This is a genomic window from Bacteroidota bacterium (genome assembly GCA_016706865.1).
Lineage (GTDB): Bacteria > Bacteroidota > Bacteroidia > Chitinophagales > BACL12 > UBA7236.
Map to the genome: position 1 here is coordinate 1,334,096 of JADJIS010000003.1, position 26,127 is coordinate 1,360,222.

Below are 26,127 nucleotides of genomic sequence, written 5' to 3' on the forward strand. Positions count from 1 at the left end.
GTTTCACGAAGTTTATATTGTGTTAGGGTTATATTTCTGAAAAAAAATTATTCGATAATTAATTTATTATTGAGAATAGAGTGTTGATTTTTTAAATTAACAAAGTAAACACCGGGTGATGGGTTTTGGAGTTGGATGGTTTCGTTTATTGTTCCGGAGGATGTGTTAATTTTTTTGAAATAAATTAATTGACCGAGGTTGTTGTATATTTCTATGGTTGGTAACTCGGGAGACGCAAAATATTGCGTCTTTACATTCGCAGTTATTGTAAATGTTCCATCATTTGGATTTGGATAAATTGAGATATTGAACTTATTTGTTTGATCTATAATAGCTGTAATACCTTCATCAATTAATTTATCGCAGTCATCATCAATTCCATTTAATATTTCTGTTGCTCCGGGATATATATCAGGATTCGTGTCATCGCAATCTGTGCTGTCGGATAAGTATCCCGTGATACTCAACAAACAGGTGATGGTATCAATTAAATAATTACCGAAATTGTCGCCATCAGCATCTATGTATAAAGTTTGCATCGGGAGTCCTTCATCAATTTCTGTGTTGCAATTATCGTCGATATTATTACAGATTTCATTTGTAACAGGGTTGATCAAAATATTTAAATCATCGCAATCCGTATTATTCGTAACGTATCCATCAGGAATAAAGATGTCGCAGAAATATTCTGAATTTAATTCATCACCGAATAGATCACCGTCAATATCTGCATAATATAAAATGGGTTCATGAATGAGATCATTAGTATCATCGCAGTCGGTGCTATCTGTAATATATCCTACAGGTGGCAAAACATTACATATCGAAATCATTTCATCCGCATTACCGAAACCGTCTTCGTCAATATCTGCAAAATAATTGTAGAGCGTAAGGCCTTCATCAATAAGGATATTGCAGTTTTCGTCAAATCCATTGCATACTTCAGTTGCTGAAGGGTAAATCAAATCGTTATTATCATCACAGTCGCTGCTGTCTGCTACAAATCCGGGCGGTGGTAATCCTATGCAGGTTGTTGTGGTGATAGAAATATTCCCAAATCCGTCGTCATCTGCATCTTCATAATATGTGAGGTAAATAAAGCCGTCGTCGATGATGCCATTGCAGTCGTCGTCGAGACCATTGCAAATTTCTGTGATGACGAAACAAGAATCGGGAAATAATTTTACGACCCAATAATCATCCTCGCCAATATCTTCGATCTTATCTCCCGAAACCGGCGATTCTGAATAACCCGCCAACACAAAACCACCATCAGAAGTACTTTTTACTGATGTGCAATCATCTGAATCATTGCCGCCAATGGTATTATCCCATTCCACTATCCCTTCATTATTTAATTTTACTACCCAATAATCGTATCCCGTATACCATGGTGCGCCTACCATATTTTCGGTTTTATCGTCAGATATATTTGATAATGATTTGCCGCCCAGCAAATATCCATCACCGGGAATTTGATCAAGAGTATATAGGTAATCGTCATCGTCGCCCCCAATTGTATTTTCCCATTCAATAGTTCCGTTTTCATAAAGTTTAATTACCCAATAGTCGGTCTCTCCAAGCCTGTGTTCAGATTTGTCTGCCGATTCGTTTGAGTAAGACCCTCCACCCACAATATATCCTCCGTCCGGAGTTTGCTGAATGGCATACAGCGCATCGTCTTTAGTTCCACCAATAGTATTTTCCCATTCAATATTTCCTGTGTTGTCAATTTTTACAATCCAGTAATCATTCAAATGATCTGGACCTATCGTATTTTCAGATTTATCTCCCGACATATCTGAATCTGAATAACCTCCAATTATATAACCCCCATCCATAGTCTGCTGAATAGCGGTCAGATAATCATCCCAGAGACCTCCAATAGTCTCGTCCCATTCAACGTTCCCCTCACCATCCAGTTTTACTATCCAATAGTCATGATCGCCGATCAGGTCTTCCGTTTTATCACCATTGGCATTGGAATGAGAATATCCGCCAATAATATATCCGCCATCAGCAGTTTGATCCAATGCCGTGAAATATTCCTCTCCTGCAGCACCGATGGTATTTTCCCATTCAATATTTCCTTCTCCATCAATTTTTACGATCCAGTAATCAGCTCCTCCGATCCTGTTCTCCGACTTGTCAGCAGAAATATTTGATACAGATTCTCCACCCACAATATAACCCCCATCAGGCGTTTGCTGAATGGCATATACATTATCTCTTCCAGTGCCTCCAATTGTTTCATCCCACTCAACAATTCCCAGGTGATTGATTTTAACTACCCAGTAATCGTCATCACCAATGCGCTCTTCTGTTTTATCAAAACCGTCCTGAGAGTACGACGAGCCGCCTAAAATATATCCCCCATCAAAAGTGGGAACAACAGATTGCAGATCATCATCAGATGTACCTCCAATAGTATTCTGCCATTCAATTTCCGGAGCCTGAGAAAAGGAAATAGGTGGAAGGAAAAAGGAGAATAAAAATATCTTGAATTTCATCCTGGAGTTAATTTATTATTTGATGAATTTTTCTGTGAAGAAATTATCACTTGAAATTATATTGATGAAATAAATGCCGGTGGGATAATTTGAAATATCGATTTCTGTTTCGGATGATGATATATTTAATTGAGCGATTATTTTTCCTGAGAGATCCGTGATGGTGAGTGGTGAATGGGGAGTGGTGAGTATGCTACTGCTAAGGCTGATAGTAATTTTTTCTGTTGAGGGATTTGGGTAAATAATAAAATGATTATCCGGAAATAATTCTTCGCCTTCTTTACACGTAACTGCGACAGCAATTGCATTGGATTGTTTAGAACAACCGGAAACTATTTTTGTAACAAGACATTTATAATTTCCCGTTGTTGTTGCAATATAATTAATATTTGTAGCTCCTGCAATCGGCAACGCACCTTTATACCATTGATAACCTAATCCACCGCCTGTATTGGCAGATAATGTTACACTACCTCCGGTACAAAATGTTGTAGGGCCTCCGGCGGAAATAAATGCATTGGGTTTTTTATTTACTTGTATGAAAATTTCATTTGAAATTTCTGTATCGCAATCGCTGGAGGTTTGTGCGGAATATGTTCCAGTTGTTGTTGCAGAATAAGTTGATGATGTTGCTCCAAGAATATTGGCGCCGTTCTTTTTCCATTGGATTGAAGTCCCTGAATAAGTTGCATTTAATATTACTGAACCTCCTTGACAAAATACGGTTGGACCAGCAGGTGTAATAGTAATTGATTCTATAACACCATCATCAATAATTCCATTGCAGTCATCATCGAGAACATTACATATTTCTACCAATGGAACACATTCATCAGCAAATAATTTTACGATCCAATAATTGAAAGAGCTGCCTATACGATTTTCAGTTTTATCACCTGAAATTGAGGAGTATGATGTTCCTCCAAGTGTGTAACCACCTTCTTGTGTTAAGGCAATATCATATAAATAATCATCATTGGATCCCCCAATTGTATTTTGCCATTCGATGTTTCCCAATTCATTTAATGACACTATCCAGTAATCATATCCTCCAATTGGAGTTTCTAATTTATCACCTGTTGCACCTGACCCTGAATAACCACCTAAAATATATTCACCATTCGTATTTTGTTGAACACTCAATAAAAAATCATCTTTAAAACCACCTATATCATTTTGCCAAATAATATTTCCCAAACTGTCAATTTTAATTACCCAGTAGTCGGCATAATTATCCACTCCTCCCCAAACAGTTTCAGATTTATTACCGGAAATTCCGGAATATGAAAATCCGCCTAAAATATATCCACCATCCAAAGTTTGATTTAGATCCATTAGTTGATCCTGCTTATTGCCTCCATAATTTTTTTGCCATTCTATATTTCCCAAAGCATCCGTTTTTACTACCCAATAATCTTCATTTCCATAAGTACCTACCGTTTTATCACCAGCCGGTGAAGTGGCCGAAGAACCTCCCAAGATAAATCCACCTTCATTTGTTTCACGAACTACCTGCAATATTCCTCCGCCTGTAATAGTGTTTTGCCAGACTATATTACCTGATGCATTTAATTTAAATATCCAATAATTATAACCATTGATATTATTTTCTGTTTTATCCCCACTAATTCCTGAAAACGATACGCTTCCTACAATATAACCTCCATCAATAGTATGTTCCAAACAATCAGTATAAATAAAATCATAATTTTCTCCTCCAATTGTATTTTCCCATTCTATATTTCCCGTTGCATCAACCTTTACGATCCATAAATCGTAATCCCCGGTACAATCGCAAATTGTATTTTCAGATTTATCTCCACCGGAACCTGATTGAGTATGACCACCTAATATATAACCCCCATCATCTGTTTGTCGTGCATTTGTTAAATAGTCGCCATCTTCACCATGGAGGGTATTTTCCCAAATGATATTTCCAGCGGCATCAATTTTAATGATCCAGTAATCCTGCGCAAAAGAACCCTCAGTTTTATCTCCACCTATTGGTGACGATGAATAACCACCTAAAATGTAACCTCCATCCTGCGTTTGTTCAATGGCACGAAATTCATCGTAAGAAGCGCCAATTGTGTTTTGCCATTCAATTTCCGGCGCCTGTGAAAATGAGTAGGGAATTAAGAAAGAGGAGAATAAAAATATGTAGAAAATTTTCATACCACTTGTTTTATTGCTTAATAAATTTTTCAGTTAGTTGCCTACCATCAATTGTCAGTTTCACGAAATAAATGCCGGATGGATAATTTGAAATATCAATCACTGTTTCAGTTGAAGAGATATTTAGTTCCAAAATTATTTTTCCTGAAACGTCAGTAATTTGAAGTGTGGAAAAAGGAGAAAGCTGATTAGAAACTTTAATAATTATAGTTTCGCTTGCAGAATTTGGATAAATAGTAAATTGGCCTCCAATTAATTCCCCTGCCTCATAGGCAGGCAAGCCTTCCTTACAAGGTACACTCACACTAATCACATTCGAATTCTTAAAACAACCTGTTGCAGTTTTTGTAACTCGGCATTTATAATTTCCTGCTAATGTTGCTGTGTAATTTATTGATGTTGCTCCTGCAATTAATGATGCGCCTTTATACCATTGATAACTTAATCCGCCACCTGCATTCGCAGTTAATATTACTGATCCTCCTGCGCAGAAAGTTGTTGCTCCGCCTGCCGTAATTGCTGCAGGTGGATTTTTAATTACATTAACCATAATTGGAGATGATAATGCAGTTCCACAAGGACTGGTTGTTACACAAGTATATGTTCCTTTTATATTTACTAAATATGTTGGTAATGTTGCACCGGGAATATTTACGCCGTTCTTTTTCCATTGCACTGTTGCACCGGAATAGGTTGCAGTTAATAATACATTTCCACCTTGACAGAATGTTGTTGGCCCGCCGGCGGAGATGGAAATTGTTTCGGTGATGCCGTCGTCGATGAGGCCGTTGCAGTTGTCGTCGAGGGAGTTGCAGAGTTCGGGGGTGGGAGTACATTCAGGTAAAAATTTTACCAGCCATACATCATTTATCCCATGATTGAATGTAACATCTATATCATCTGAGTTTGTATGACCACAAATAATGAATCCATTATCTGCGGTTGTTATTATGGATGTTGCATAATCAAAATCAGTTCCTCCGTTCGAGTTTTCCCATAATAAATTTCCATCCCCATCTATTTTTATTGTCCAAAAATCGGCATAACTTGTTGAACCATTATGGGATGAAATATCTCCATCAGCAGAATAAGAACCTCCGGTAATTAAATAATTATCTTCCATTGTTTTCACTATATCTGTGGGTGTTTCATTTGCGGTTCCACCAAATGATTTTTGCCATACAATATTGGCAAGTGAATCAATTTTAACGATCCAAAAATCTGTAGTGGAATTAGAGCCAAAGTGACCGCTTACATCGCCATCATTTGATTCAGATGAACCTGCAATAATAAAATGACCATCATTTGTTTTGCACATAGCTAAAGCCTGATCATCATTTAAACCGCCAAGTGATTTCTGCCATATTAAATCACCGATACTGTTTAATTTTAATATCCAAACATCATCTTCCCCATGATTTCCTGTAACATCAAAATCAGTGGAATTGGCATATCCTGCAACGAGATAACCACCATCATCCGTAACTTGCATAGCATATGCATATTCATCCTCTAAACCGCCATAAATTTTTTGCCAAAGAATATTTCCTATGGAATCTGTTTTTACAATCCAGATGTCATCTGAAAAAATACTGTGCCCCCCTATTACATCGCCTGTATTTACCGATTTAGTTTTTCCGGCAAAAATATATCCACCATCGAGCGTAAAAATTACTTCTCCAATTGCTTCACCACCATTACCACCAAGACTTTTTTGCCAAATCAGAATTCCTGCATTATTAAGTTTAGCAAGCCAAATATCCGGCGAAGTGGAGACGCCATGATGCCCTGTTACATCACCATCATTGGAAGATGAAGTACCTGCAACCAAATATCCTCCATCTGGAGTGAGATAAATTTCATAACCATAATCACCGTTTATTCCTCCGAGTGTATTTTGCCATAAAACATTTCCGGCAGCATTTGTTTTAAAGACCCAAATATCATACTCAGTGCCATGCAAGCCCGATACATGTCCATTATTAGATGTTGTACCGCCCACTACAACATAGCCGCCATCCGGAGTTTGTTTAATTCCAACTCCTGAATCGAATGCGGTACCCCCATAAGATTTTTGCCACTGAATAACAGGTGTTTGAGAAAACAAAAACGATAGATAAAAAAAACAAAATGAAATGATTAATAATAAAGGTTTCATAAAGGAATTTTAAATTATTTTATTACAATTATTTTTGAAAGCCGTAAGTCGGAGTTCAATTTTACTAAATACATACCTGGAATAATCTTATCCAATTCAATAGTTTCATTTATTATTCCATTATTAGAAATAACATCCTTGAAAAATATCAATTGTCCAAGATTATTAAAAATCTCTATTGTTGACACCTGAGACACAAAATCTTGTGTCTTTACATTTGCCTCGATCGTAAACGTTCCATCATTCGGATTCGGGTAAATTGAGAATGCATCTTCTTCATTGTATATCTCCCCTTCCTTACAAGGCACACTCACATTAATCACATTCGAATTTTTAAAACAACCCGTTGCAGTTTTTGTTACTCTGCATTTGTAATTTCCGGCAATTGTTGCAGTATAATTTATTGATGTTGCACCTGCAATTAAAGATTCGCCCTTATACCATTGATAACTTAATCCACCACCTGCGTTTGCAGTTAATACTACGGAACCTCCTGCGCAGAAAGTTGTTGCTCCGCCGGCTGTTATACTTGCAGGAGGATTTTTTTGCACATTTACAAAAATACCGGTGGATAATTCTGTATCGCAAGGACTCGTTGTTTCACAAGTATATGTTCCCTTTGAATTAACTAAATATGTTGGTGATGTTGCACCTGGAATGTTTGTTCCGTTCTTTTTCCATTGCACAGTTGCACCAGAATAGGTTGCGGTTAATAAGACATTTCCACCTTGGCAGAATGTAATTGGTCCGCCAGCGGAGATGGAAATTGTTTCTGTGATGGCATCGTCGATGAGGCCGTTGCAATTGTCGTCGAGGGAGTTGCAGAGTTCGGGGGTTGGGGTGCAAGCCTCACCAAAACGGACTATCCAAAAATCTTCACCACCATGATTAAATAAAACATCTTCATCATTTGATAATGTGTGATTTGCAATTAACCAATCTCCTTCAGGCAATTCTAAAATTGAACCTCCTGTTTCATCTGCTGAACCACCATAAGTAGTTTCCCACTCAATGATTCCACTGCTATTTAATTTCAGTAACCAACAATCATCACCCCCTTTATTTATGCTAACATCGCCGTCAATTGAAGTTGCTGAACCAGTTAAAATATATCCACCGTCCAGAGTTTGTTTAATTCGTTTGCCATATTCATCCTTAGTTCCTCCATATGACTGCTGCCATTCCAAATTTCCTGTATGATCAACTTTAATAACCCATGCATCTATTTTTGCCGATGCACCATGATGGCCAGATACGTCACCATTATTTGATTCAGAATATCCTGTTAGAATATATCCACTATCTGCAGTACCATCTACTGAAAAACAATAATCATATTTTGTACCTCCATAACAATTTTGCCAGATCAATATTCCATCAAAACTTAATTTGAATATCCAAAAATCATATAATCCATTATTTCCACTTACATCTCCATCATTAGAAAATGCTGGTCCGGCAATTACATATCCATCTGTATCTACATATGCTGATAATCCCAACTCAGCACTTGAACCACCAAAACATTTTTCCCATTCCATGTTCCCTTCTGTATCTAATTTAACAATCCAGCAATCAGAACTACCACCTAATCCATGCAAACCGCTAACATCACCATCGTAGGATCTGCTATCTCCAACCAGTAAACAACCACCATCTGATGTGATTTGAATATTGCGCGCAGCGTCGTTGCTCGAACCACCATAAACCTTAGACCATAAAATATCACCGATCGAATTGATTTTAAAAATCCAATAATCACCTTCTCCATAATTAACCGGAACATCTCCATCAATAGAACTTGATTGTGCAAATACATAAAAATTTCCCTCCGCATTTTGCCTTATGCCGGCTGGCCAATCCGATAGTGTTCCCCCGTAGGATTTCTGCCATTCAATATTGAATGCAGAATCTAACTTGATTACCCAAACATCTGAATATAAACTCGAACCATGGTGTCCGCTTACATCACCATCATTTGAAAAAGATGCACTCGAACTTATGTAACCACCATCAATCGTTTTCTGCAAGTTTCCAAAATCATCCATTGATCCACCCAGAGATTTCTGCCACTCAATTTCCGGAGCCTGAGAAAAAGTGTTGTTTAGGTAAAATAGAATATTTAGGAGTAGAAATAAATTTCTTTTCATAGGGTTGAATTTAATTATTCAATTATAATATTTTTTACATTGTGAATATTGTTATTCCATAATTTAACTAAATAGATTCCAGGGATAATATTTTTTATTTCTATATTTTCATTTATTAATCCATCATTTGAATTAATCTCTTTTGAATAAATTAATTGTCCAAGGTTATTATAAATCTCAATTGTTGATTCCGAAGACGCAAAATCTTGCGTCTTTACATTCGCTTCGATTGTGAATGTCCCATCATTTGGATTTGGAAATATTGTAAATGCATTTTCATCATTCACCAACTCACCTTCCTTACAAGGCACACTCACAATGATCACATTCGAATTCTTAAAACACCCTGTTGCAGTTTTTGTAACTCTGCATTTATAATTTCCTGCTAAGGTTGCAGTGTAATTTATGGATGTTGCACCTGCAATTATTGAAGCACCTTTATACCATTGATAGCTTAATCCGCCACCTGCATTTGCAGTTAATATAACCGAACCTCCTGCGCAGAAAGTTGTTGCTCCGCCTGCGGTAATTGATGCAGGAGGATTTTTTATTACATTAACCATAATTGGAGATGATAATGTAGTTCCACAAGGACTGGTTGTTACACAAGTATATGTTCCTTTTATATTTACTAAATATGTTGGAGATGTTGCACCGGGAATGTTTGTACCGTTCTTTTTCCATTGCACCGTTGCACCGGAATAAGTTGCAGTTAATAATACATTTCCACCTTGACAAAATGTGATTGGTCCGCCGGCGGAGATGGAAATTGTTTCGGTGATGCCGTCGTCAATGAGGCCGTTGCAGTTGTCGTCGAGGGAGTTGCAGAGTTCGGGGGATGGTGAACATATTGGAGAAAGTTTTATAATCCAATAATCCATGCCTCCTTCACTCATTTCGGTTTTTGTACCGGAAATGTCTGAATTAGATGCACCACCCAAAATAAATCCTCCATCAGAGGTTTGAACAATAGAAAGCAATAAATCGCTTTGTGACCCTCCTTGAGATTTATCCCAAAGAAATTCTCCATCCTGATCTAACATAAAATACCAAAAATCGTCACCGCCAAAACAATTTTCAGATTTATAACCAGAAATATCAGAGCTAGTATATGATCCGATTAAAAAAGTATTTTCAGTTGTTTGTAAAATTGAGGTAGGGCTTTCATAATCATTTCCTCCAATGGTTCTATCCCATTCTATTTCCCCAATGTTGTTCAACTTTACAATCCAATTATCGGCAAAGCCAATATTAGGCTCCGATTTATCCCCTGAAATTCCTGAGTAAGACAGGCCTACCCCAATAAATCCACCATCAAATGTTTGAATCATACTGGTGATTCCTTCTGTTCCACTTCCCCCGATTACATTCTGCCACACTATATTTCCAAATGCATCTAATTTCAAAATCCACCAATCATCGGAACCATTATTTGCTTCTGTTTTGTCACCAGTAATTCCAGAGTGTGAATCTCCCCCAATAATAAATCCTCCGTCATCTGTTTGTTCAATACTTTTTAATTCATCTACACTACTTCCTCCAATTGTATTTTGCCAATCTATATTCCCAGATTCATCTAATTTAATTATCCACATGTCAAGGGATCCTATTGATGGTTCAATTTTATCACCAGACATTCCCGAATCTGATGTACCACCCAAAATATACCCCCCATCAGTAGTTTGTTTCACTGGGCAATATAATAAATCAAAATTATTGCCCCCAATTGTATTCTGCCATTCAATGTTACCAATTGCATCTATTTTTATTATCCAAAAGTCTGAATATCCAATGGAGTCTTCTGTTTTATCCCCAGATATTCTTGAATAAGAATGACCACTTAAAATAAACCCTCCATCTGAGGTCTGCTGAGTATAACCGTGAAAGTCAGAGTTATTACCTCCATACACCTTTTGCCAATCAATATTTCCATCAACATCTAATTTTAAAATCCAATAATCGTCTGACCCATTATTAATTACTGTTTTATCACCAGAAATATCGGAAGTTGAAAAGCCACCGATAATATAACCACCTTCTTCACTTTCCTGTATTGTGCTTAACCTTTCATATTCACTCCCACCAATTGTGGTCTGCCATTCTATAACCGGTGCAAGATTATCCAGAATACCATCGCAATTTTCATCTATTCCATTTAGATATTCTGCAGCACCTGGGTGGGTAGAAAACTGACTATCGTCACAATCAGTTGTGTCCGTTACAAAACCTATGATATTTGAACATGATAAAGTATCAATAAGAGCATTCCCGTACCCATCACCATCTCCATCCAAATAAAAATTTTGTAGACACCCTGCATAGTAATAAATCAGAGCCGCTCCGGCAACAACACCATTATCATATAGTGTTCCACCTATAAATAAATCACTTGTTCCATCACCATTAAAATCAACACTCCCTGCAACTGAAGATCCGACATTACCACCAAATTGATTGCCTTCCATAATATTAAATGGGGTTAGACCAACATATGGGAAGTCTGATCCTAAAAATATGAATCCAGCACCTTCATTACTTTCGCCATTTTCATAATAGCGTGCTCCAATTATTACATCATCATACCCATCTGCATTTACATCACCTGCACCGGATACTGAGTATCCAAACTGCGCATCTACCTGATTTATCTCTCTAGGATAACCACTTGTATAAATACCATCCGAAGTTCCAATGTAAATAGTTGCCCGCCCTTCATTTGATTCTATATTATCATGCTGATAAGCACCTATTATAATATCATCAAATCCATCATTATTAACATCACCGGCTGATGAAATTGAATATCCAAATTCTGCAAAATTTTGAAACCCTAACAGGTTTGAATTTGGAGTTGAATTCAAACCAGTAACAGATCCATGATAAACATTTACCTTACCTTTAGAATTATAATCAGGAGCACCTACAATTATATCATCAAACCCATCATTATTAATATCACCTGCATCAGATACAGAAGTTCCAAATGCTGCGTTTGTGGAATTAATTTCCAAAATAATATTTGCTATGCCATTTATACCTGTTGCAGATCCATGATAAATAAATGCCGCACCTTCATTGGTGTTCCCATTATCATAATTTTGGGCTCCAACAATTATGTCATCAAAACCATCTGCATTTATATCTCCTGCACCAGATACAGACCATCCGAAGTTAGCTGATGCCTGATTACTTTCAAGCATTATATTAGGAATTGGATTAATTCCACTTGCTGATCCAAGGTAAATAAAGGCCGCGCCTTCATTGGTTTGACCATTATCAAAATTATAAGCACCAATAATAATATCATCAAACCCATCACCATTTACATCTCCTGCTCCTGAAACTGCAAATCCAAAATTTGCAGATGCTTGATTACTTTCTAATGTTAATTCAGGAATTGAATCAATTCCAGTATTTGACCCATGAAAAATATATACTCTTCCCTCATTTAATTCTCCATTATCGTAACTATATGCACCTACACCAATATCGCCATAACCATCACCATTTACATCACCAATGCTTGAAACAGCAGATCCAAATTGGGCAGATTGATCACAAAATATGATTTCATCCGGTAAAATTACTTGGGCGCTGGATATAAATATTGGTATTAAAAAACTTAATAATAAAAATACTTTATTTGTCATGATTGATTTTATAGCTTATTCAATAATTAAATTTTTCGATAATTGAAAATCATTATTTAGTTTAACTAAATAAATCCCGCTTGAAATATTTATTAATTCAATTCGTTCATTAATCCTCCCATCATTAGGAAGAATTTTTTGTGAATAAATCAATTGCCCAAGATTATTATAAATCTCTATTGTCGTTAACTCCTGAGACGCAAAATCTTGCTTCGTTACATTCGCTTCTATGGTAAATGTTCCATCATTGGGGTTCGGATAAATACTAAAAGAATTTTCATCTTCCATTAATTCACCTTCCTTACAAGGCACACTCACATTAATCACATTCGAATTTTTAAAACATCCCGTTGCAGTTTTTGTAACCCTGCATTTATAATTTCCAGCTAATGTTGCGGTGTAATTTATAGATGTTGCTCCTGCAATTAATGATGCACCTTTATACCATTGATAACTTAATCCTCCACCGGCATTTGCAGTTAATATTACGGAACCGCCAGCGCAGAAAGTTGTTGCTCCGCCTGCGGTAATTGATGCAGGAGGATTTTTTATTACATTAACCATAATTGGAGATGATAATGTAGTTCCACAAGGACTGGTTGTTACACAAGTATATGTTCCTTTTATATTTACTAAATATGTTGGAGATGTTGCACCGGGAATGTTTGTACCGTTCTTTTTCCATTGCACCGTTGCACCGGAATAAGTTGCAGTTAATAATACATTTCCACCTTGACAAAATGTGATTGGTCCGCCTGCAGAGATGGAAATTGTTTCGGTGATGGCGTCGTCGATGAGGCCATTGCAGTTGTCGTCGAGGGAGTTGCAGAGTTCGTGGGAGGATGGGTTGATATCAGGATTTGAATCATAGCAATCCAAATTGTTAGAAACATATCCCGGCAAACCGATACAACCAAAAGTATTTAATAAAGGGTTACCATAACCATCAATATCAGCATCATAAAACCATGAATTAAGTAAACAATCTGGTAAAATTTTTACTGTCCAAATATCATATTCAAGTGGCTTATATGAATCCTCTGATTTATCAAAGCCGGCATCAGAATCTGATATTCCTGTTAAAACATATCCATTACCTGGCGTTAAATAAAGTGACCTCAAATTTTCATTTCCTTCATTTCCAATCACATTTTGCCACTTTATTATTCCTGAGGCATCCAATCGTATAATCCAATAATCTGAATTTATCGACCCAATTCTACCCTCCGTTTTATTTCCTGATATTTCAGAACTGGAAGATCCACCAAGAAGAAAACCACCATCAGGTAATGAAATTAAGTCATCTAATACATCAGTCCCAGATCCTCCAAAGGTTTTTTGCCACACGACATTACCTTCAAAATCAATTTTAATAACCCAATAATCATAAAATCCAAAGGATGGTGAGGTTTTATTGCCTGTAATTCCGGAATATGAGTAACCTCCTACAATATATCCTTCATCAATACAAGTATCAACTCCAAAAGAAAGATCAGAACTTGAACCACCTAATGTTAATTGCCATTCAATTTCACAAAGACTGTCTAATTTCAAAACCCAATAATCACAATTGCCATATGTAACGTTAGTTACATCACCGGAAATACCGGAGTAGGTATTTCCAGATAAAATAAACCCATTATTTGCAGTTTTTTGAACATCTGAAATATAATCCCCACTGTCCCCTCCAAATGACTTATCCCAAATTATATTGCCAAAAATATCAAGCTTTATAATCCATATATCACTTCCGCCATTAGATTCTTCGGTTTTATCAAATCCTGAATCTGAATAACTATTCCCGAAAAGAATTATTTCTCCAGTTTCAGTTTCTTCCACTCTTATTAAAAAATCTTCATAGTTTCCTTTAATTGTATTTTCCCATAAAATGTTTCCAAAAACATCCAACCTGACAACCCAATAATCTTCCCACATTTCAGAAATGGCATTTTCAGATTTATCTGATGACGAATCAGATCGGGAAGAGCCTGCAATTAAAAACCCACCATCCAATAATTCAATGGCTTGCTTGACATTATCAAAAAAAGTACCTCCCATTCTGTTTTCCCACATTATGTTGTTATTGGAGTCCAACTTTAGGATCCAATAATCAGTCATACCGATTCTTGCTTCACTAATATCAAAGGAAGAGTCTGACAAAGTCTCTGCGCCGATTAAACTACCTCCGTCAGAAGTATAAACAATACTTGCAACATCTTCTTCTGAATATCCTCCATAAATTTTATCCCACTCAATCTCCGGCGCCTGACAAAATCCATCAATAGCAAAAAGTAATAGTGTAAATGTGAAGATAGTTTTCATAGTAAAGGAGTAATTTGATTATAAAAATAACATAAACTTAGACATGCTTTTAAAGTGCTGATAATCAGATATTTATATGTCAATAAACAAACCGTAAGCTCTGGTTTCTTCCTTCTTCTCTCTCCTGTCCACAACTCCACTTCTCCCTTTCATTCAAATTTCTCAATTTTACCCCGTGCAGAGCATTTTTCGAAAAAGGAAGATAAAAATGGAAAGAAGTTACTTCTTTTTAATGCGAAGCATTCTCCTCCTTCCTCTCTCCTTTCTCCTCCACTCCACTTTTGCTCAAAATGCAACACTTTCAGGTAAGATCATAGACTCTGAAACAAAACAACCGCTCTACGCAGTTACAGTAATTATTACTGGATCTTCCTTTGGCGCAAATTCTGATTTTGATGGAACATTTGAAATAAAAGATATTCCGCCCGGTGAATACAATGTGCAGTTCACGTACATCGGTTATGAAAAGAATTTATTTACTGCCATAAAATTTGCTGCAGGAGAAAATAAAAAAATGGATGTGGCTTTAAATCCTACCACATTAACTTTTGATGATGCAGTGGTAGTTCACGGAGAAAAACCTTTGGTAGATGTGGAGGAAGCAAAAACGGGTTCAACTTTAACGGCGAAGGAAATTGAATTGCAACCTGTGCGACAAATTCAAAGTGTGGTGAATATGCAAACAGGTGTGGTGCAAAGTGCAGATGGTGTACATATTCGCGGAGGAAGAAGTTATGAAACGGGATTTTATATCGACGATGTTTCTGCTCGCGATCCATTGAGCGGAACAGGTTTCGGAATTGATATCGGAACAAATTCTATTTCAAAAGTGGATGTAACCACAGGAGGTGCAGGTGTGGAATTCGGAAATGCAACGGCGGGTATTGTAAATACCACAACAAAATCAGGCGACGAAAAATTTGAATTTAATGCGGGTTATAAACGCGATAATTTCGGATTTAATAAGGAGTCGACAGCAAACTGGAATCAACAGGTAATGGAAATGGGAATGGGTGGACCACTCGCATTTAAAAAGAAACTTACATTTTATACAACATTAAAAACTAATTTCAGTGATACCTATATTCAAAATCCTGCGGATAAAGTTATTTCTTCCTTATACTCCGATTCTTTGTGGTCGCCATACCAGGATAACCGTTGGGCAGGTATGTTGAAACTGGATTATAAATTAGATCCAAAAAGAAGATTGAGTTTTACTTATTTAAAAAGTATTACCATTAATCAGGATTATAATATGTTGCGTGTTACAGGAAATGATGTGACATTTAATCCCGGTTATCAGTTTTTATTTGCATTAACTCCCGATAATGCAAATACGTATACACATGATACAAATCTGGAAACAATTAAATGGAGTCATACCACAAGTAATACTTTTAGTTATACTATAACAGCTTCGCGATTATTCGTAAAATTACGAGCAGATGCAAATGGAAATCCCTGGAGACCTGATGTTGTAAATACAGAATTTGATCCTGAAAGTATTGTAACTTATCCGGCAACTGTTTTTAATCCGGATGATTCTATTGTATTCGTAAATCCGGGTCCCGGATTATATAATAATGGTGGAATTGCAACATTGTGGCATGACCATTATGTTTTGGAATACACCTTGCGCGCAAGTGGAAATATTTATTCAAAAGATACACGCAATAAATTATTTTTCGGCACCGAAATAAAACCCCAGGAATACCAGTGGGTGGACATTACAAGTCCCTGGATAGGCGCTCCTATTCAATTAGCCGATGGTTCATTTTCGCAGTCGTATCGTTTGGGAGATATTAGTGATGTTTGGAAAGTAAATCCATTAATGGGTGCATTTTTCATAAGTGATAAATTAAAATATTTAGGTTTAATTGCAGAAGCAGGTTTGCGTTTGGAATATTGGATTCCGGGAAAATTTTTAGATGATGCTGTTGCAAATCCCGATGCAACTATTGCACAGGAATTTCGCGATTCATACTACAACAATAGTTATAATATTGGTATACGCAGATTTAAAATGCGATTGCTTCCCAAATTCTCCGCATCATTTCCCATAAAAGAAAATCAGGTGATGTTTTTTAATTACGGACATAGCACTGTAATGCCGCATCCAAGTTATATTTATACGGGAATGGATCCTTATTATGCAGACAGATCAACATTGGGATTTATCGGAAATCCCGATTTAAATCCAGAGGTAGATATATCTTATGAACTCGGATTAAAATCTGCAATTACCTCCAACGATGCATTAAATATTACGGCATTCTGGAAAGATAAATATGATTTTATCACTTCTTCCTCTATATTAATTGAAGATGTAACGGGTAAAGAAGTTTCGCGCACAATCAGAATAAATGGTGATTATGCAAGAGTGCGCGGAGTGGAAGTATCTTATTTAAAAAGAATTCAAAAATGGTTCAGTGGAAGTATTTCTTTATCCTATAGCATTGCAACAGGACAAAGTTCCTCCGCATCAGAAACTTTAGGGGAAATATTAGCGACAGGAAATTCAGAAACTTCGGTAGAAACACCACTCGCCTGGGATAGTCCGATAGATGCAAAAACGTATTTAATATTTATTCAGAATAACAAAACAGGATTATTCGGGAAATCCTGGTTAAATAAAATGACCTTATATACGGAGGCAATTTATCGCTCCGGAAAAAGATATACTCCCTACGAATTAACAGGATATGAAAGTGCATCCGGAAGACCTATTTATGAAATTATTTCTGATCCCGACAAAAGATATTCCGAATTAGGCGTAAGCAGTTTCTGGATGAATTTAACCTTCAAAAAATGGTGGGAAATAAAAGGTTCTGAACTTGCATTTACTTTTGAAGCAACTAATTTATTAAACAACAAAAACACCGCCATTGTAAATCCCGTAACCGGTCGCGCCTACGAATATGGCGATCCTGTTCCAAGCGAATGGCGCGATCCTTCCTTCATCGATCCGCGTGATCCAAGAAGCTTCGGAACTCCTCCGGATAATCCGGCGAGGTATTATGAGCAGAGGCATTTTATTTTGGGGTTATCGTGGAAATTCTAGGAAAGATGTACCGATGATTGGCCGTCTGCGACGGGATGTACCAATGTACCGATTAACAGCCGGCCTTGACCAATGCCCTCGACCTTCAAGGTTTTTTTTTAACCTGGAAGGTCTGAGGGAAGGGGAAGAAAATGTAACAATGCCTGGCCGTCTGCGACGGGATGTACCAATGTACCGATGAACAGCCAAAATGATGTACCGATGTACCAATTAACAGCGACTTTGACAAATGCCCTGGACCTTCAAGGTTTTTTTTTAACCTGGAAGTTCTGAGGGAAGGGGGAAAAAAAATTGACAATTGATAATTGACAATTGATAATTAAACAGCCGAATATGCCCTCGACCTACCAGGTTTTTTTAACCTGTGAGGTCTGAGGGAAGGGGAAGAAAATGTACCGATGCCTGGCCGTCTGCGACGGGATGTACCAATGTACCGATTAACAGCCGGCCTTGACAAATGCCCTCGACCTTCAAGGTTTTTTTTAACCTGGAAGGTCTGAGGGAAGGAGAAGAAAATGTAACAATGCTTGTCCGTCTTGCGACGGGATGTACCAATGTACCGATGAACAGCCAAAATGATGTACCGATGAACAGCCGGCCACAACTAATGCCCTCGACCTACCAGGTTTTTTTAACCTGTGAGGTCTGAGGGAAGGGGGGAAAAAAATTGACAATTGATAATTGACAATTGATAATTAAACAGCCGCAATAACCTAACATATGAGCATTTAAATTCTAAAAAGACGCAAGGTCACTTTTAATAAGAACTTTGTTCCTTCCTATTTCCTACTTCCCTTGTAATAAAAAAATATTATCTTTAAAATCAATTATGAGTCTCATTGATGATAAGGAAAAAGCATTGAAGTTACTTTCTGATACTTCTGATGAATTGAAAATTAAAAATATCCTGGAAATACTGGATGATTCTTCGGACTGGTGGGATTCACTGCCGCAAGCTATTATCGATGAAGTAAACGAGTCACAAAAAGAACTTAAGGCGGGAAAAGGTGTTTCACACCAGGAAGCTTTAAATCAAATAAAAAGATTCACAGCAATTACAAAATAATTATTTTATTACTGAATTTTTTCCCGTCGATAGTTGCAACTAAAAAATAACAACCCGGACTTATTGTGCTGATATCCAGCTTTTCAGAATTTAACTCTATGTTTAGAATTGAGCCGGTTTTATTAATAATATTTCTGCCGAGAATATCGAAAAGATTAATTTGATAGGCCTGATTCACCTGTCCATATAAATAAACATTGATCAGTTCATCCGCCGGATTCGGAGAAAATAATAATTGTTGATCAGGGTCATCAATACTTTTACAATATCCAGGTAAATGGTCAGCAATTATTTGCGGTTCATCGGTAAATATTTCAACACCATCGGGGTTAAATAGCAGGATATTATAGCTTCCAACTGCCATATTATTATTCTTATGATCAATAATAATATCACCTGTCTGAATTAATGGAGAATTATTCTCATTATAAATTTCCAGGTAATGATCACTTATTCTAAGTCGTTTTAAATGGTCATTTGTTGTGTAGCAGGATAGCCATATTTCTTGTGTATTCCTATTGATAGCCATATTTTCGATGGTATTGCCAGGTAAAATCATTTCTTCCTCGATCTGGTAATCTTCAATTTTAAATATACTGGTATAACTATGATCAGCCAGGAAATAAACTGTACCATTTGAATCGACATCAAAATCAAAAATTACATCGTATTCTGATACTATCGGGTCATCTAATGTAAAAATATTCCATCCCATAGTATCCCTCATATAAATTACACTTTCACCAAGAATTACCAATCTATCCTTAAAAGAAATAACTTTATCATAAGTATCATTAGATTGTTCAAAAATATCCGGCACTGTATATTCAATTATTTCTTCTTCCTCATACTTATATAAATGTTGATTAGTTAAAATGAAAATATTTGTATCAATATCCTCTGTGATATATTGAACATGTTTATCAATATAATCGTCCATTTCCTCTAAATATGACCAATTATCATTTTCAAGATAATAAACACCGGCTGTTGTTCCTATCCAGGTTCTATCTTTGGAGTCATTAAAAATAAAGGAGATAGAGCCTGATAATATGCCTATGTCTTCGCTCGTATAACTGGTCCAAACATCATCTTTCAAATGATGCACAACGTCATCTGATTCCACCCAATAGGATCCGTCTTTTCCAAAATTCTGGGAGTAATAAGATTTTGATGTGAGGGGAATTGATCTTACATTTACCATCTCTGAAACACCATTTTTTGAAATTTTTTCTAGAATTCCATCTTTCCGGTGCCAAAAATTCTCATCACCATCTAAATAGTACCAGTAAGTATCAGTTAATTTTAGATCATAATTTAATATATCACCGCTTTCAAAATCAAAATATACTCTTATCAATTTAGTATTTGTGTAATTTTCAACTGCACCTAAATATGCTGTCCCTTCCGAATCTATTATGAACGATTTATATCCATATAAACTTAAACCGAATTCCCATCCATGATATTCCCTGGTAATTCCGTCATGATAGTATATTAAACCTCCTTCACTGGTTTGATCTAAGAAATCTTTGGTGAACCAAATAGATTCACGTGAATCAACAAAAAATCACTGAAAAGTCCTTCAATTGTATATTGAAATTGAGCAATGCTGATTAATTCAGCAAATTGGTATTTAAAAACTTCAATATTGCCTAGACCATTGTGCACTGAGATGTAAATAGTACCGTTCGCAGATTTGACAATTCCTAAAAAGGATGCGTCTCCAAGGTCAATGGTTACTAATTCATTCCTGTAATAATTATATCTATATAATTCGCCCGCGTAAAACCAGACATTGTTGTTTTCATCAATTACCATTGGATCGAGCGATAAATAGGTGACAATTTCAGGTGTTTCTATCTTTGTAACCACGCCATTGCTGAATCTAAATAATTCTCCATTATTTACTAGCCATTTTGCTCCCAAATTATCAATTTCAAAGTCTGAAAAATTGATGCCATCCAAGCCATCAACATTTACATCATTATACTCAGTAAGCTCTCTGGTTAAAGTGTCATAATAACTGAATCCGTAGGAATGAATGAACCAATATCCACCACAGTCTTGTCTGATTAAATTTGTAGAATAATTATTTGAATAATTTACCCACAGATCAGTTTGACTGTATGATAAATTAACACTTAAAATTCCGATAAGGTAAAAAGTTATTTTGTGCATGTTTTCAACTTTGGTAACTCATTTGTTAAAACGCGTATAAAAAGCGAATGTTATACCAATACGAAAATTCTGAAACCGAAGTAAAATAACAACAAATAATACCACAATGTTTTGACGATAAATTATAAAATCGGTCAGAAATCTAGTATAAATGCAATTTATACAAATGACTAACCATACAATCTCCGTGATAATCAACAAAATATCAAAATTCTGCAATTTTTTCATACCAAAGCACATTTATTTGCAAATTTTTCAACGAATATCCAATTATGGCAATGTTTTTGCAACAAATGTTTAAATTAAACCACAAAACCTTCCGATAGCCAAATCCTACTCAAAATAATTTAAATATGCTGAGATTAGCTTCCATTGTAATGAGCTTAGGGATTTGTCTCATTATTTCCTCCTGTTCCAAAACAAGTGCGGACTGCGGTTCTTCCACCGATTGTGCTTCCGTAACATACACAGCAAACATCCAACCCCTAATTGCTAACAAATGCGGACTCTCGGGATGCCATGGGTCTGAATTTTCGAGTTATTCGGGATTAATGAAAATTGTTAACAACGGTTCACTCGAAAGAGAAGTGGTTAATTCAGAAAATATGCCCACCGGCGGAGTAACCATGAGTTGCGGTGAGCGTCAGGAGATCGAGTGTTGGGTAAATAGCGGTGCCACTAATAATTGACCGTATTAAAGGGAGTTTTGTTTATCGGTTTTAAGTAAATAGCCGGCCTTGTTTAGGTCGGCTATTGTGTTTTTTTACCTTTCATTTTTCGGATATACCTATAATTTAACCTACTTTTAACAAGCATACTTTCTAAATATCCCACAAAACCTGCCTAATTTTAACACTTCAAACAAATCACATCAAATTATGAAAAAAATAATATCAGCGATAGTCTTAGTATTGATAGTTGCAAGTCCCCGATTAATAACTGCTCAAAGCCTGAATGAGGTGCTCGAAAATCACTTTGAAGCAATAGGACAAAAAAAACTTAAAAAGGTGGAAACCATTACCACCAAAGGAAAGATCAACCAGATGGGAATTGATGTTCCCTTTGTTCAGATATCTGTAAGGCCAAATTTATTTCGCGTCCAGGGAACATTTCAGGGTTTAAGTTTCATTCAAACTTACAATGGTGTGGAAGGATGGACCGTTAATCCTTTTGCCGGAACAACAGAACCGGAACCGATTCCTGCTGATCAGTTAAAGGAATTAAAAATTCAGGCTGATATGGATGGCATGTTATGGCAATGGGAGGATAAAGGATTTAATGTTACCCTCGACAGCACCGAAGATGTGGAAGGCACTCTTTGTTACAGAGTGAAAGTAGTGGTTCCGGAAGGAAGCACTTATGTAAATTTTATTGATAAGGAGAGTTTTTTGTTGATAAAAACCAATACCAAAAGCACCATCATGGGCACCGAAGTGGAAGGAGAATCCTTTTACAGCAATTATATGCAAATTGACGGAATTACGTTTCCGGGCAAAATTGAAAACAGATATAATGGTGTTACCAGCGAGGTTATTTTGATTGAAGGCGTTGAACTTAATAAGGAATATGCATCAACCTTATTCGATAAGTCAGGAACTACCGTAGTTACTGAATAATGATCTTTATTAAGCAGCATATTCCTGAATTGTATCCGGAATATGCTGCTTTTTTATTCCTATGGGAGGATTTTAACCCTTCTTAATTTTAAAAACAGCTCCTTTGCTTCAGCACAATAAAATACCGGTACTCTACATTTCAAACCAAATATATTAACGATGAAAAGATCACTTTTTGCCCTTACTAATTTATTCATTATAACTATTTCTGCTTTTACTCAAACACAGATAAGCGATGCTACTTTTGGTGCCATTGAAGGCCGACAAATCGGACCTGCAAGAATGAGCGGTCGTATAACTTGTATCGATGCAGTAAATGCAGATCCTAATTTGGTATATGTTGGTGCTGCAGGGGGAGGATTATGGAAATCGAAAAATCAGGGCACTACTTTTAAACCTGTTTTTGACGATTTCAGCCAATCCATAGGTACTATTTGCATTGACCAACAGCGGCCTGATACCGTTTGGGTAGGAACAGGAGAATGTTGGACACGAAATAGTGTAAGTATAGGAACGGGTATCTATAAAACTTATGATGGAGGTGGCAAATTTGAATTCGCAGGACTTGCCAATAGCGAAAGAATTGCGAAGATCATTATACATCCAAAGGAACCAAATACCGTTTTTGTTGCGGTTTTGGGTGCACTTTGGTCAGATTCTGAAGACAGAGGAGTTTATAAAACCACAGACGGTGGCAAAACCTGGAACCGCATATTATTTGTGAATGTAGGGACAGGTTGTGCAAGTATGATCATGGATCCCAATGACCCGAATACACTGTATGCGGCAATGTGGGATTTCAGTCGAGAAGCTTCCATTTTTCGTTCAGGTGGTCCCGGATCTTCCATTTATAAATCCACTGATGGCGGTGCAACATGGAATAAAACAATAACAGGTTTACCAAATGAAACACTTGGAAGAATAGCGTTAGCCATTTCTCCCGTAGCCCCCTACGATGTTTTTGCCTTGGTGGAATCGGACAATTCTGCATTATATAAGTCAGTAGACAAGGGTGCTAACTGGTTGAAAATCAACACTCAAAACGCAATGGGAGAACGTCCGTTCTACTTTAGTTTGTTAGTACCTGATCCTGTGGAAGCAGATCGTATTTATAAACCGGGATTTAATTTATTGGTGAGTGTTAATGGTGGAAAGATATTTCAGGGAGCTGCCGTGGAAGGCGGTGGGTACCATAGCGATCTGCACGCACTTTGGGTGAGTCCGAAGGATAACAGGTTGATGTATATGGGAACTGACGGTGGTGTTTATATCTCCCGCGATAAAGGAAATACCTGGAGTCACTGCGAAAATTTACCGGTTTCTCAATTTTACCATGTAAGTGTCGACATGGAGAAACCTTATAATATTTATGGGGGATTACAGGATAACGGCAGCTGGAAAGGTCCTTCTAAAACATCCGGCGGTATTCAGAATGCCGATTGGCAAACTATTGGTTACGGCGATGGATTTAATGCTTATGCCGACAAAACCAACAACAATATAGTTTACTGGCAATATCAGGGAGGTAGAATATACAGAACAGATCAAAAAAGTGGGGAGAATAAGTTTATCAAACCCTTTGCTGATGCAACAACAGGAGATCTTCGTTTTAACTGGAATACACCCTTTGTTTTTGGAAAGAACTCCGGCTGGATCTATATAGGGTCTCAATATCTCTTCCGCTCTAAAGATAAAGGCGATACTTGGGAACGCATTTCACCCGACCTTACTACAGACGATCCTAAAAGAAAGAGACAAGAAGAATCAGGTGGATTAACTGCAGATAATACCACTGCTGAAAACAATGCTACCATATTTTCGATCTCTGAATCTCCATTGGATAATAATATAATTTGGATAGGAACCGATGATGGAAATGTGCAGCTTTCTAAGGATGCAGGTAAAACCTGGACCAAACTCAACGATAAAATAACAGGACTTCCTCCATTTGCTTTCATCTCTAATATTGATGCCGACAACTTCAATAAAGGAGCTGCGTACATTACAGTGGATGCACATAGAAATGGCGATATGAAGCCTTATCTATTCTACACCAATGATTACGGTAACACATGGCAAAACCTTGTAAATGAGACCATTAAAGGATATTGTCATGTTGTAAAACAAGACCTTGTTAATGAAAATTTATTGTTTTTAGGAACAGAATTCGGTCTGTTCGTAAGCATAGATAAAGGTGCGAATTGGGCTCAATTTAAAAGCAAAATTCCACAGGCCGGAATATTTGATATGGTAATTCATCCACGAGATCATGACCTTATTCTTGCCACTCATGGCAGGGGTGTTATCATAATTGATGATATTACACCTATCAGAAATTTTACAACAGCAATGTTAGAGGAGGATATTGTTTTCATTCCCACCAGACCCTATTTCCTTCCAAAAGGTGGAGTTGTTCAGGATTTTCCGGGTGATGATGAGTTTATAGGCGCCAATCCCAACAGCAATGCAGTGGTTGCTTATTACATGAAAAAAAGGCATTTATTTGGGGAGATGTTTATAGAGATATACGATAACAAAGGCAATTTCATCAAACAACAGCCTGCCGGAAATCGCAAAGGGATAAATATTGTCAGTATTCAAACAAGAATGAAAGCTCCCAGAGTGCCCAGTTCTCCAAATCTATTGGGTGAAGCAGCCTTTGGCCCCGAGATGGAACCCGGTGACTATATCATAAAGTTGATCAAAGGAAGTGATACTATCAGCACTAAACTAACCATCAACTATAATCCTGAGGTTGTGCATTCTGCTGAGGACAGAAAATTGCGGAGATCAACACTGCTTGGAGCATACAATCTTTTGGAAGAATTAGCTTTTATGGATCATCAGATTCTTCAGATAAGAGACAGAACAAAAATATTGGCCGACAGTCTTCAGAATAAGGGTTTGCGGACAAATTCTCTCAAATATTCCAAAATGATGGAAACCATGCACGGTAAAATTTCCGCCACGCAACCCGGCGAAGGAGGAATAACCGGACAGGTTAGGTTACGCGAAAAAATTGCCGAAATTTACGGGGCTGTTGGTGGATATGAAGGAAAACCCACCAATGTTCAAATTCAGGCGCTGGATTTTTATATTACAGAGGTGCAGAAAATGCGGGTTGAACTGGATAATTTGTTGCTAAATGAATTGAAAGCATATAATGCAGGAGTAATACGGCAGGGTTTTAAACCTGTGGAAGTAATTTCAAAGGAGGAATTTTCTAAATTGAAATAAG

The 26,127-nt window shown here is 36.9% G+C and carries 13 protein-coding genes; 5 read left to right on the forward strand and 8 right to left on the reverse strand.

What is annotated here, in order from left to right:
* Positions 1-47: 47 nt before the first annotated feature.
* Genes IPI31_15010 through IPI31_15035 form a run of 6 tightly spaced genes read right to left on the reverse strand, consistent with a single transcriptional unit; the run spans position 48 to position 14,965 of the window.
* Positions 48-2,510, reverse strand: coding sequence for a T9SS type A sorting domain-containing protein (locus IPI31_15010; GenBank protein MBK7569128.1), 2,463 nt, complete (start codon positions 2,508-2,510; stop codon positions 48-50).
* Positions 2,511-2,525: 15 nt separating this feature from the next.
* A complete protein-coding gene (locus IPI31_15015) occupies positions 2,526-4,685 on the reverse strand; it encodes a T9SS type A sorting domain-containing protein (protein ID MBK7569129.1) in 2,160 nt (719 codons plus the stop codon).
* Positions 4,686-4,695: 10 nt separating this feature from the next.
* Positions 4,696-6,843 (reverse strand): T9SS type A sorting domain-containing protein, encoded by a 2,148-nt coding sequence (locus tag IPI31_15020; protein ID MBK7569130.1) that lies wholly within the window; start codon positions 6,841-6,843, stop codon positions 4,696-4,698.
* Between the two features lie 14 nt (positions 6,844-6,857).
* Positions 6,858-8,993: a T9SS type A sorting domain-containing protein gene (locus tag IPI31_15025; GenBank protein ID MBK7569131.1), complete on the reverse strand. Its 2,136-nt coding sequence runs from the start codon at positions 8,991-8,993 to the stop codon at positions 6,858-6,860.
* A 14-nt stretch (positions 8,994-9,007) separates the two neighbouring features.
* Positions 9,008-12,643 carry an FG-GAP repeat protein gene (locus tag IPI31_15030; GenBank protein ID MBK7569132.1) on the reverse strand — a complete coding sequence of 1,212 codons (3,636 nt, stop codon included), beginning with the start codon at positions 12,641-12,643 and terminating at the stop codon, positions 9,008-9,010.
* A gap of 15 nt (positions 12,644-12,658) precedes the next feature.
* Positions 12,659-14,965 carry a T9SS type A sorting domain-containing protein gene (locus IPI31_15035; protein ID MBK7569133.1) on the reverse strand — a complete coding sequence of 769 codons (2,307 nt, stop codon included), beginning with the start codon at positions 14,963-14,965 and terminating at the stop codon, positions 12,659-12,661.
* A gap of 208 nt (positions 14,966-15,173) precedes the next feature.
* Here IPI31_15035 and IPI31_15040 point away from each other — a divergent pair, with 208 nt between their 5' ends.
* Positions 15,174-18,026: a TonB-dependent receptor gene (locus tag IPI31_15040; GenBank protein MBK7569134.1), complete on the forward strand. Its 2,853-nt coding sequence runs from the start codon at positions 15,174-15,176 to the stop codon at positions 18,024-18,026.
* An 829-nt stretch (positions 18,027-18,855) separates the two neighbouring features.
* Complete coding sequence (locus IPI31_15045) at positions 18,856-19,092, forward strand: hypothetical protein (protein MBK7569135.1); 237 nt, start codon at positions 18,856-18,858, stop codon at positions 19,090-19,092.
* On the opposite strand, the gene IPI31_15050 is transcribed toward IPI31_15045, so the two are convergent.
* Positions 19,082-20,452 (reverse strand): T9SS type A sorting domain-containing protein, encoded by a 1,371-nt coding sequence (locus IPI31_15050; protein MBK7569136.1) that lies wholly within the window; start codon positions 20,450-20,452, stop codon positions 19,082-19,084. The two genes, IPI31_15045 and IPI31_15050, sit on opposite strands and share 11 nt — an antisense overlap.
* Before the next feature lie 161 nt (positions 20,453-20,613).
* Positions 20,614-21,273 (reverse strand): hypothetical protein, encoded by a 660-nt coding sequence (locus IPI31_15055; protein MBK7569137.1) that lies wholly within the window; start codon positions 21,271-21,273, stop codon positions 20,614-20,616.
* Positions 21,274-21,626: 353 nt separating this feature from the next.
* Between IPI31_15055 and IPI31_15060 the strand changes: the two genes are divergently transcribed.
* The 3 genes from IPI31_15060 (at position 21,627) to IPI31_15070 (ending at position 26,126) form a co-directional block, all read left to right on the forward strand.
* The gene (locus tag IPI31_15060; protein ID MBK7569138.1) at positions 21,627-21,962 is read left to right on the forward strand and encodes a hypothetical protein; all 336 of its coding nucleotides are present in this window, start codon (positions 21,627-21,629) and stop codon (positions 21,960-21,962) included.
* 189 nt (positions 21,963-22,151) lie between these two features.
* Complete coding sequence (locus tag IPI31_15065; GenBank protein ID MBK7569139.1) at positions 22,152-22,889, forward strand: hypothetical protein; 738 nt, start codon at positions 22,152-22,154, stop codon at positions 22,887-22,889.
* 159 nt (positions 22,890-23,048) lie between these two features.
* Complete coding sequence (locus tag IPI31_15070; GenBank protein ID MBK7569140.1) at positions 23,049-26,126, forward strand: glycosyl hydrolase; 3,078 nt, start codon at positions 23,049-23,051, stop codon at positions 26,124-26,126.
* The last annotated feature ends 1 nt before the right edge of the window (position 26,127 follow it).

What these genes read in the sequence shown, in the direction of transcription:
- IPI31_15010 (MBK7569128.1), bottom strand. Translation starts at nt 2,510, where the DNA reads ATGAAATTCAAGATATTTTTATTCTCCTTTTTCCTTCCACCTATTTCC.
- IPI31_15015 (MBK7569129.1), bottom strand. Translation starts at nt 4,685, where the DNA reads ATGAAAATTTTCTACATATTTTTATTCTCCTCTTTCTTAATTCCCTAC.
- IPI31_15020 (MBK7569130.1), bottom strand. Translation starts at nt 6,843, where the DNA reads ATGAAACCTTTATTATTAATCATTTCATTTTGTTTTTTTTATCTATCG.
- IPI31_15025 (MBK7569131.1), bottom strand. Translation starts at nt 8,993, where the DNA reads ATGAAAAGAAATTTATTTCTACTCCTAAATATTCTATTTTACCTAAAC.
- IPI31_15030 (MBK7569132.1), bottom strand. Translation starts at nt 12,643, where the DNA reads ATGACAAATAAAGTATTTTTATTATTAAGTTTTTTAATACCAATATTT.
- IPI31_15035 (MBK7569133.1), bottom strand. Translation starts at nt 14,965, where the DNA reads ATGAAAACTATCTTCACATTTACACTATTACTTTTTGCTATTGATGGA.
- IPI31_15040 (MBK7569134.1), top strand. Translation starts at nt 15,174, where the DNA reads ATGGAAAGAAGTTACTTCTTTTTAATGCGAAGCATTCTCCTCCTTCCT.
- IPI31_15045 (MBK7569135.1), top strand. Translation starts at nt 18,856, where the DNA reads ATGAGTCTCATTGATGATAAGGAAAAAGCATTGAAGTTACTTTCTGAT.
- IPI31_15055 (MBK7569137.1), bottom strand. Translation starts at nt 21,273, where the DNA reads ATGCACAAAATAACTTTTTACCTTATCGGAATTTTAAGTGTTAATTTA.
- IPI31_15060 (MBK7569138.1), top strand. Translation starts at nt 21,627, where the DNA reads ATGCTGAGATTAGCTTCCATTGTAATGAGCTTAGGGATTTGTCTCATT.
- IPI31_15065 (MBK7569139.1), top strand. Translation starts at nt 22,152, where the DNA reads ATGAAAAAAATAATATCAGCGATAGTCTTAGTATTGATAGTTGCAAGT.
- IPI31_15070 (MBK7569140.1), top strand. Translation starts at nt 23,049, where the DNA reads ATGAAAAGATCACTTTTTGCCCTTACTAATTTATTCATTATAACTATT.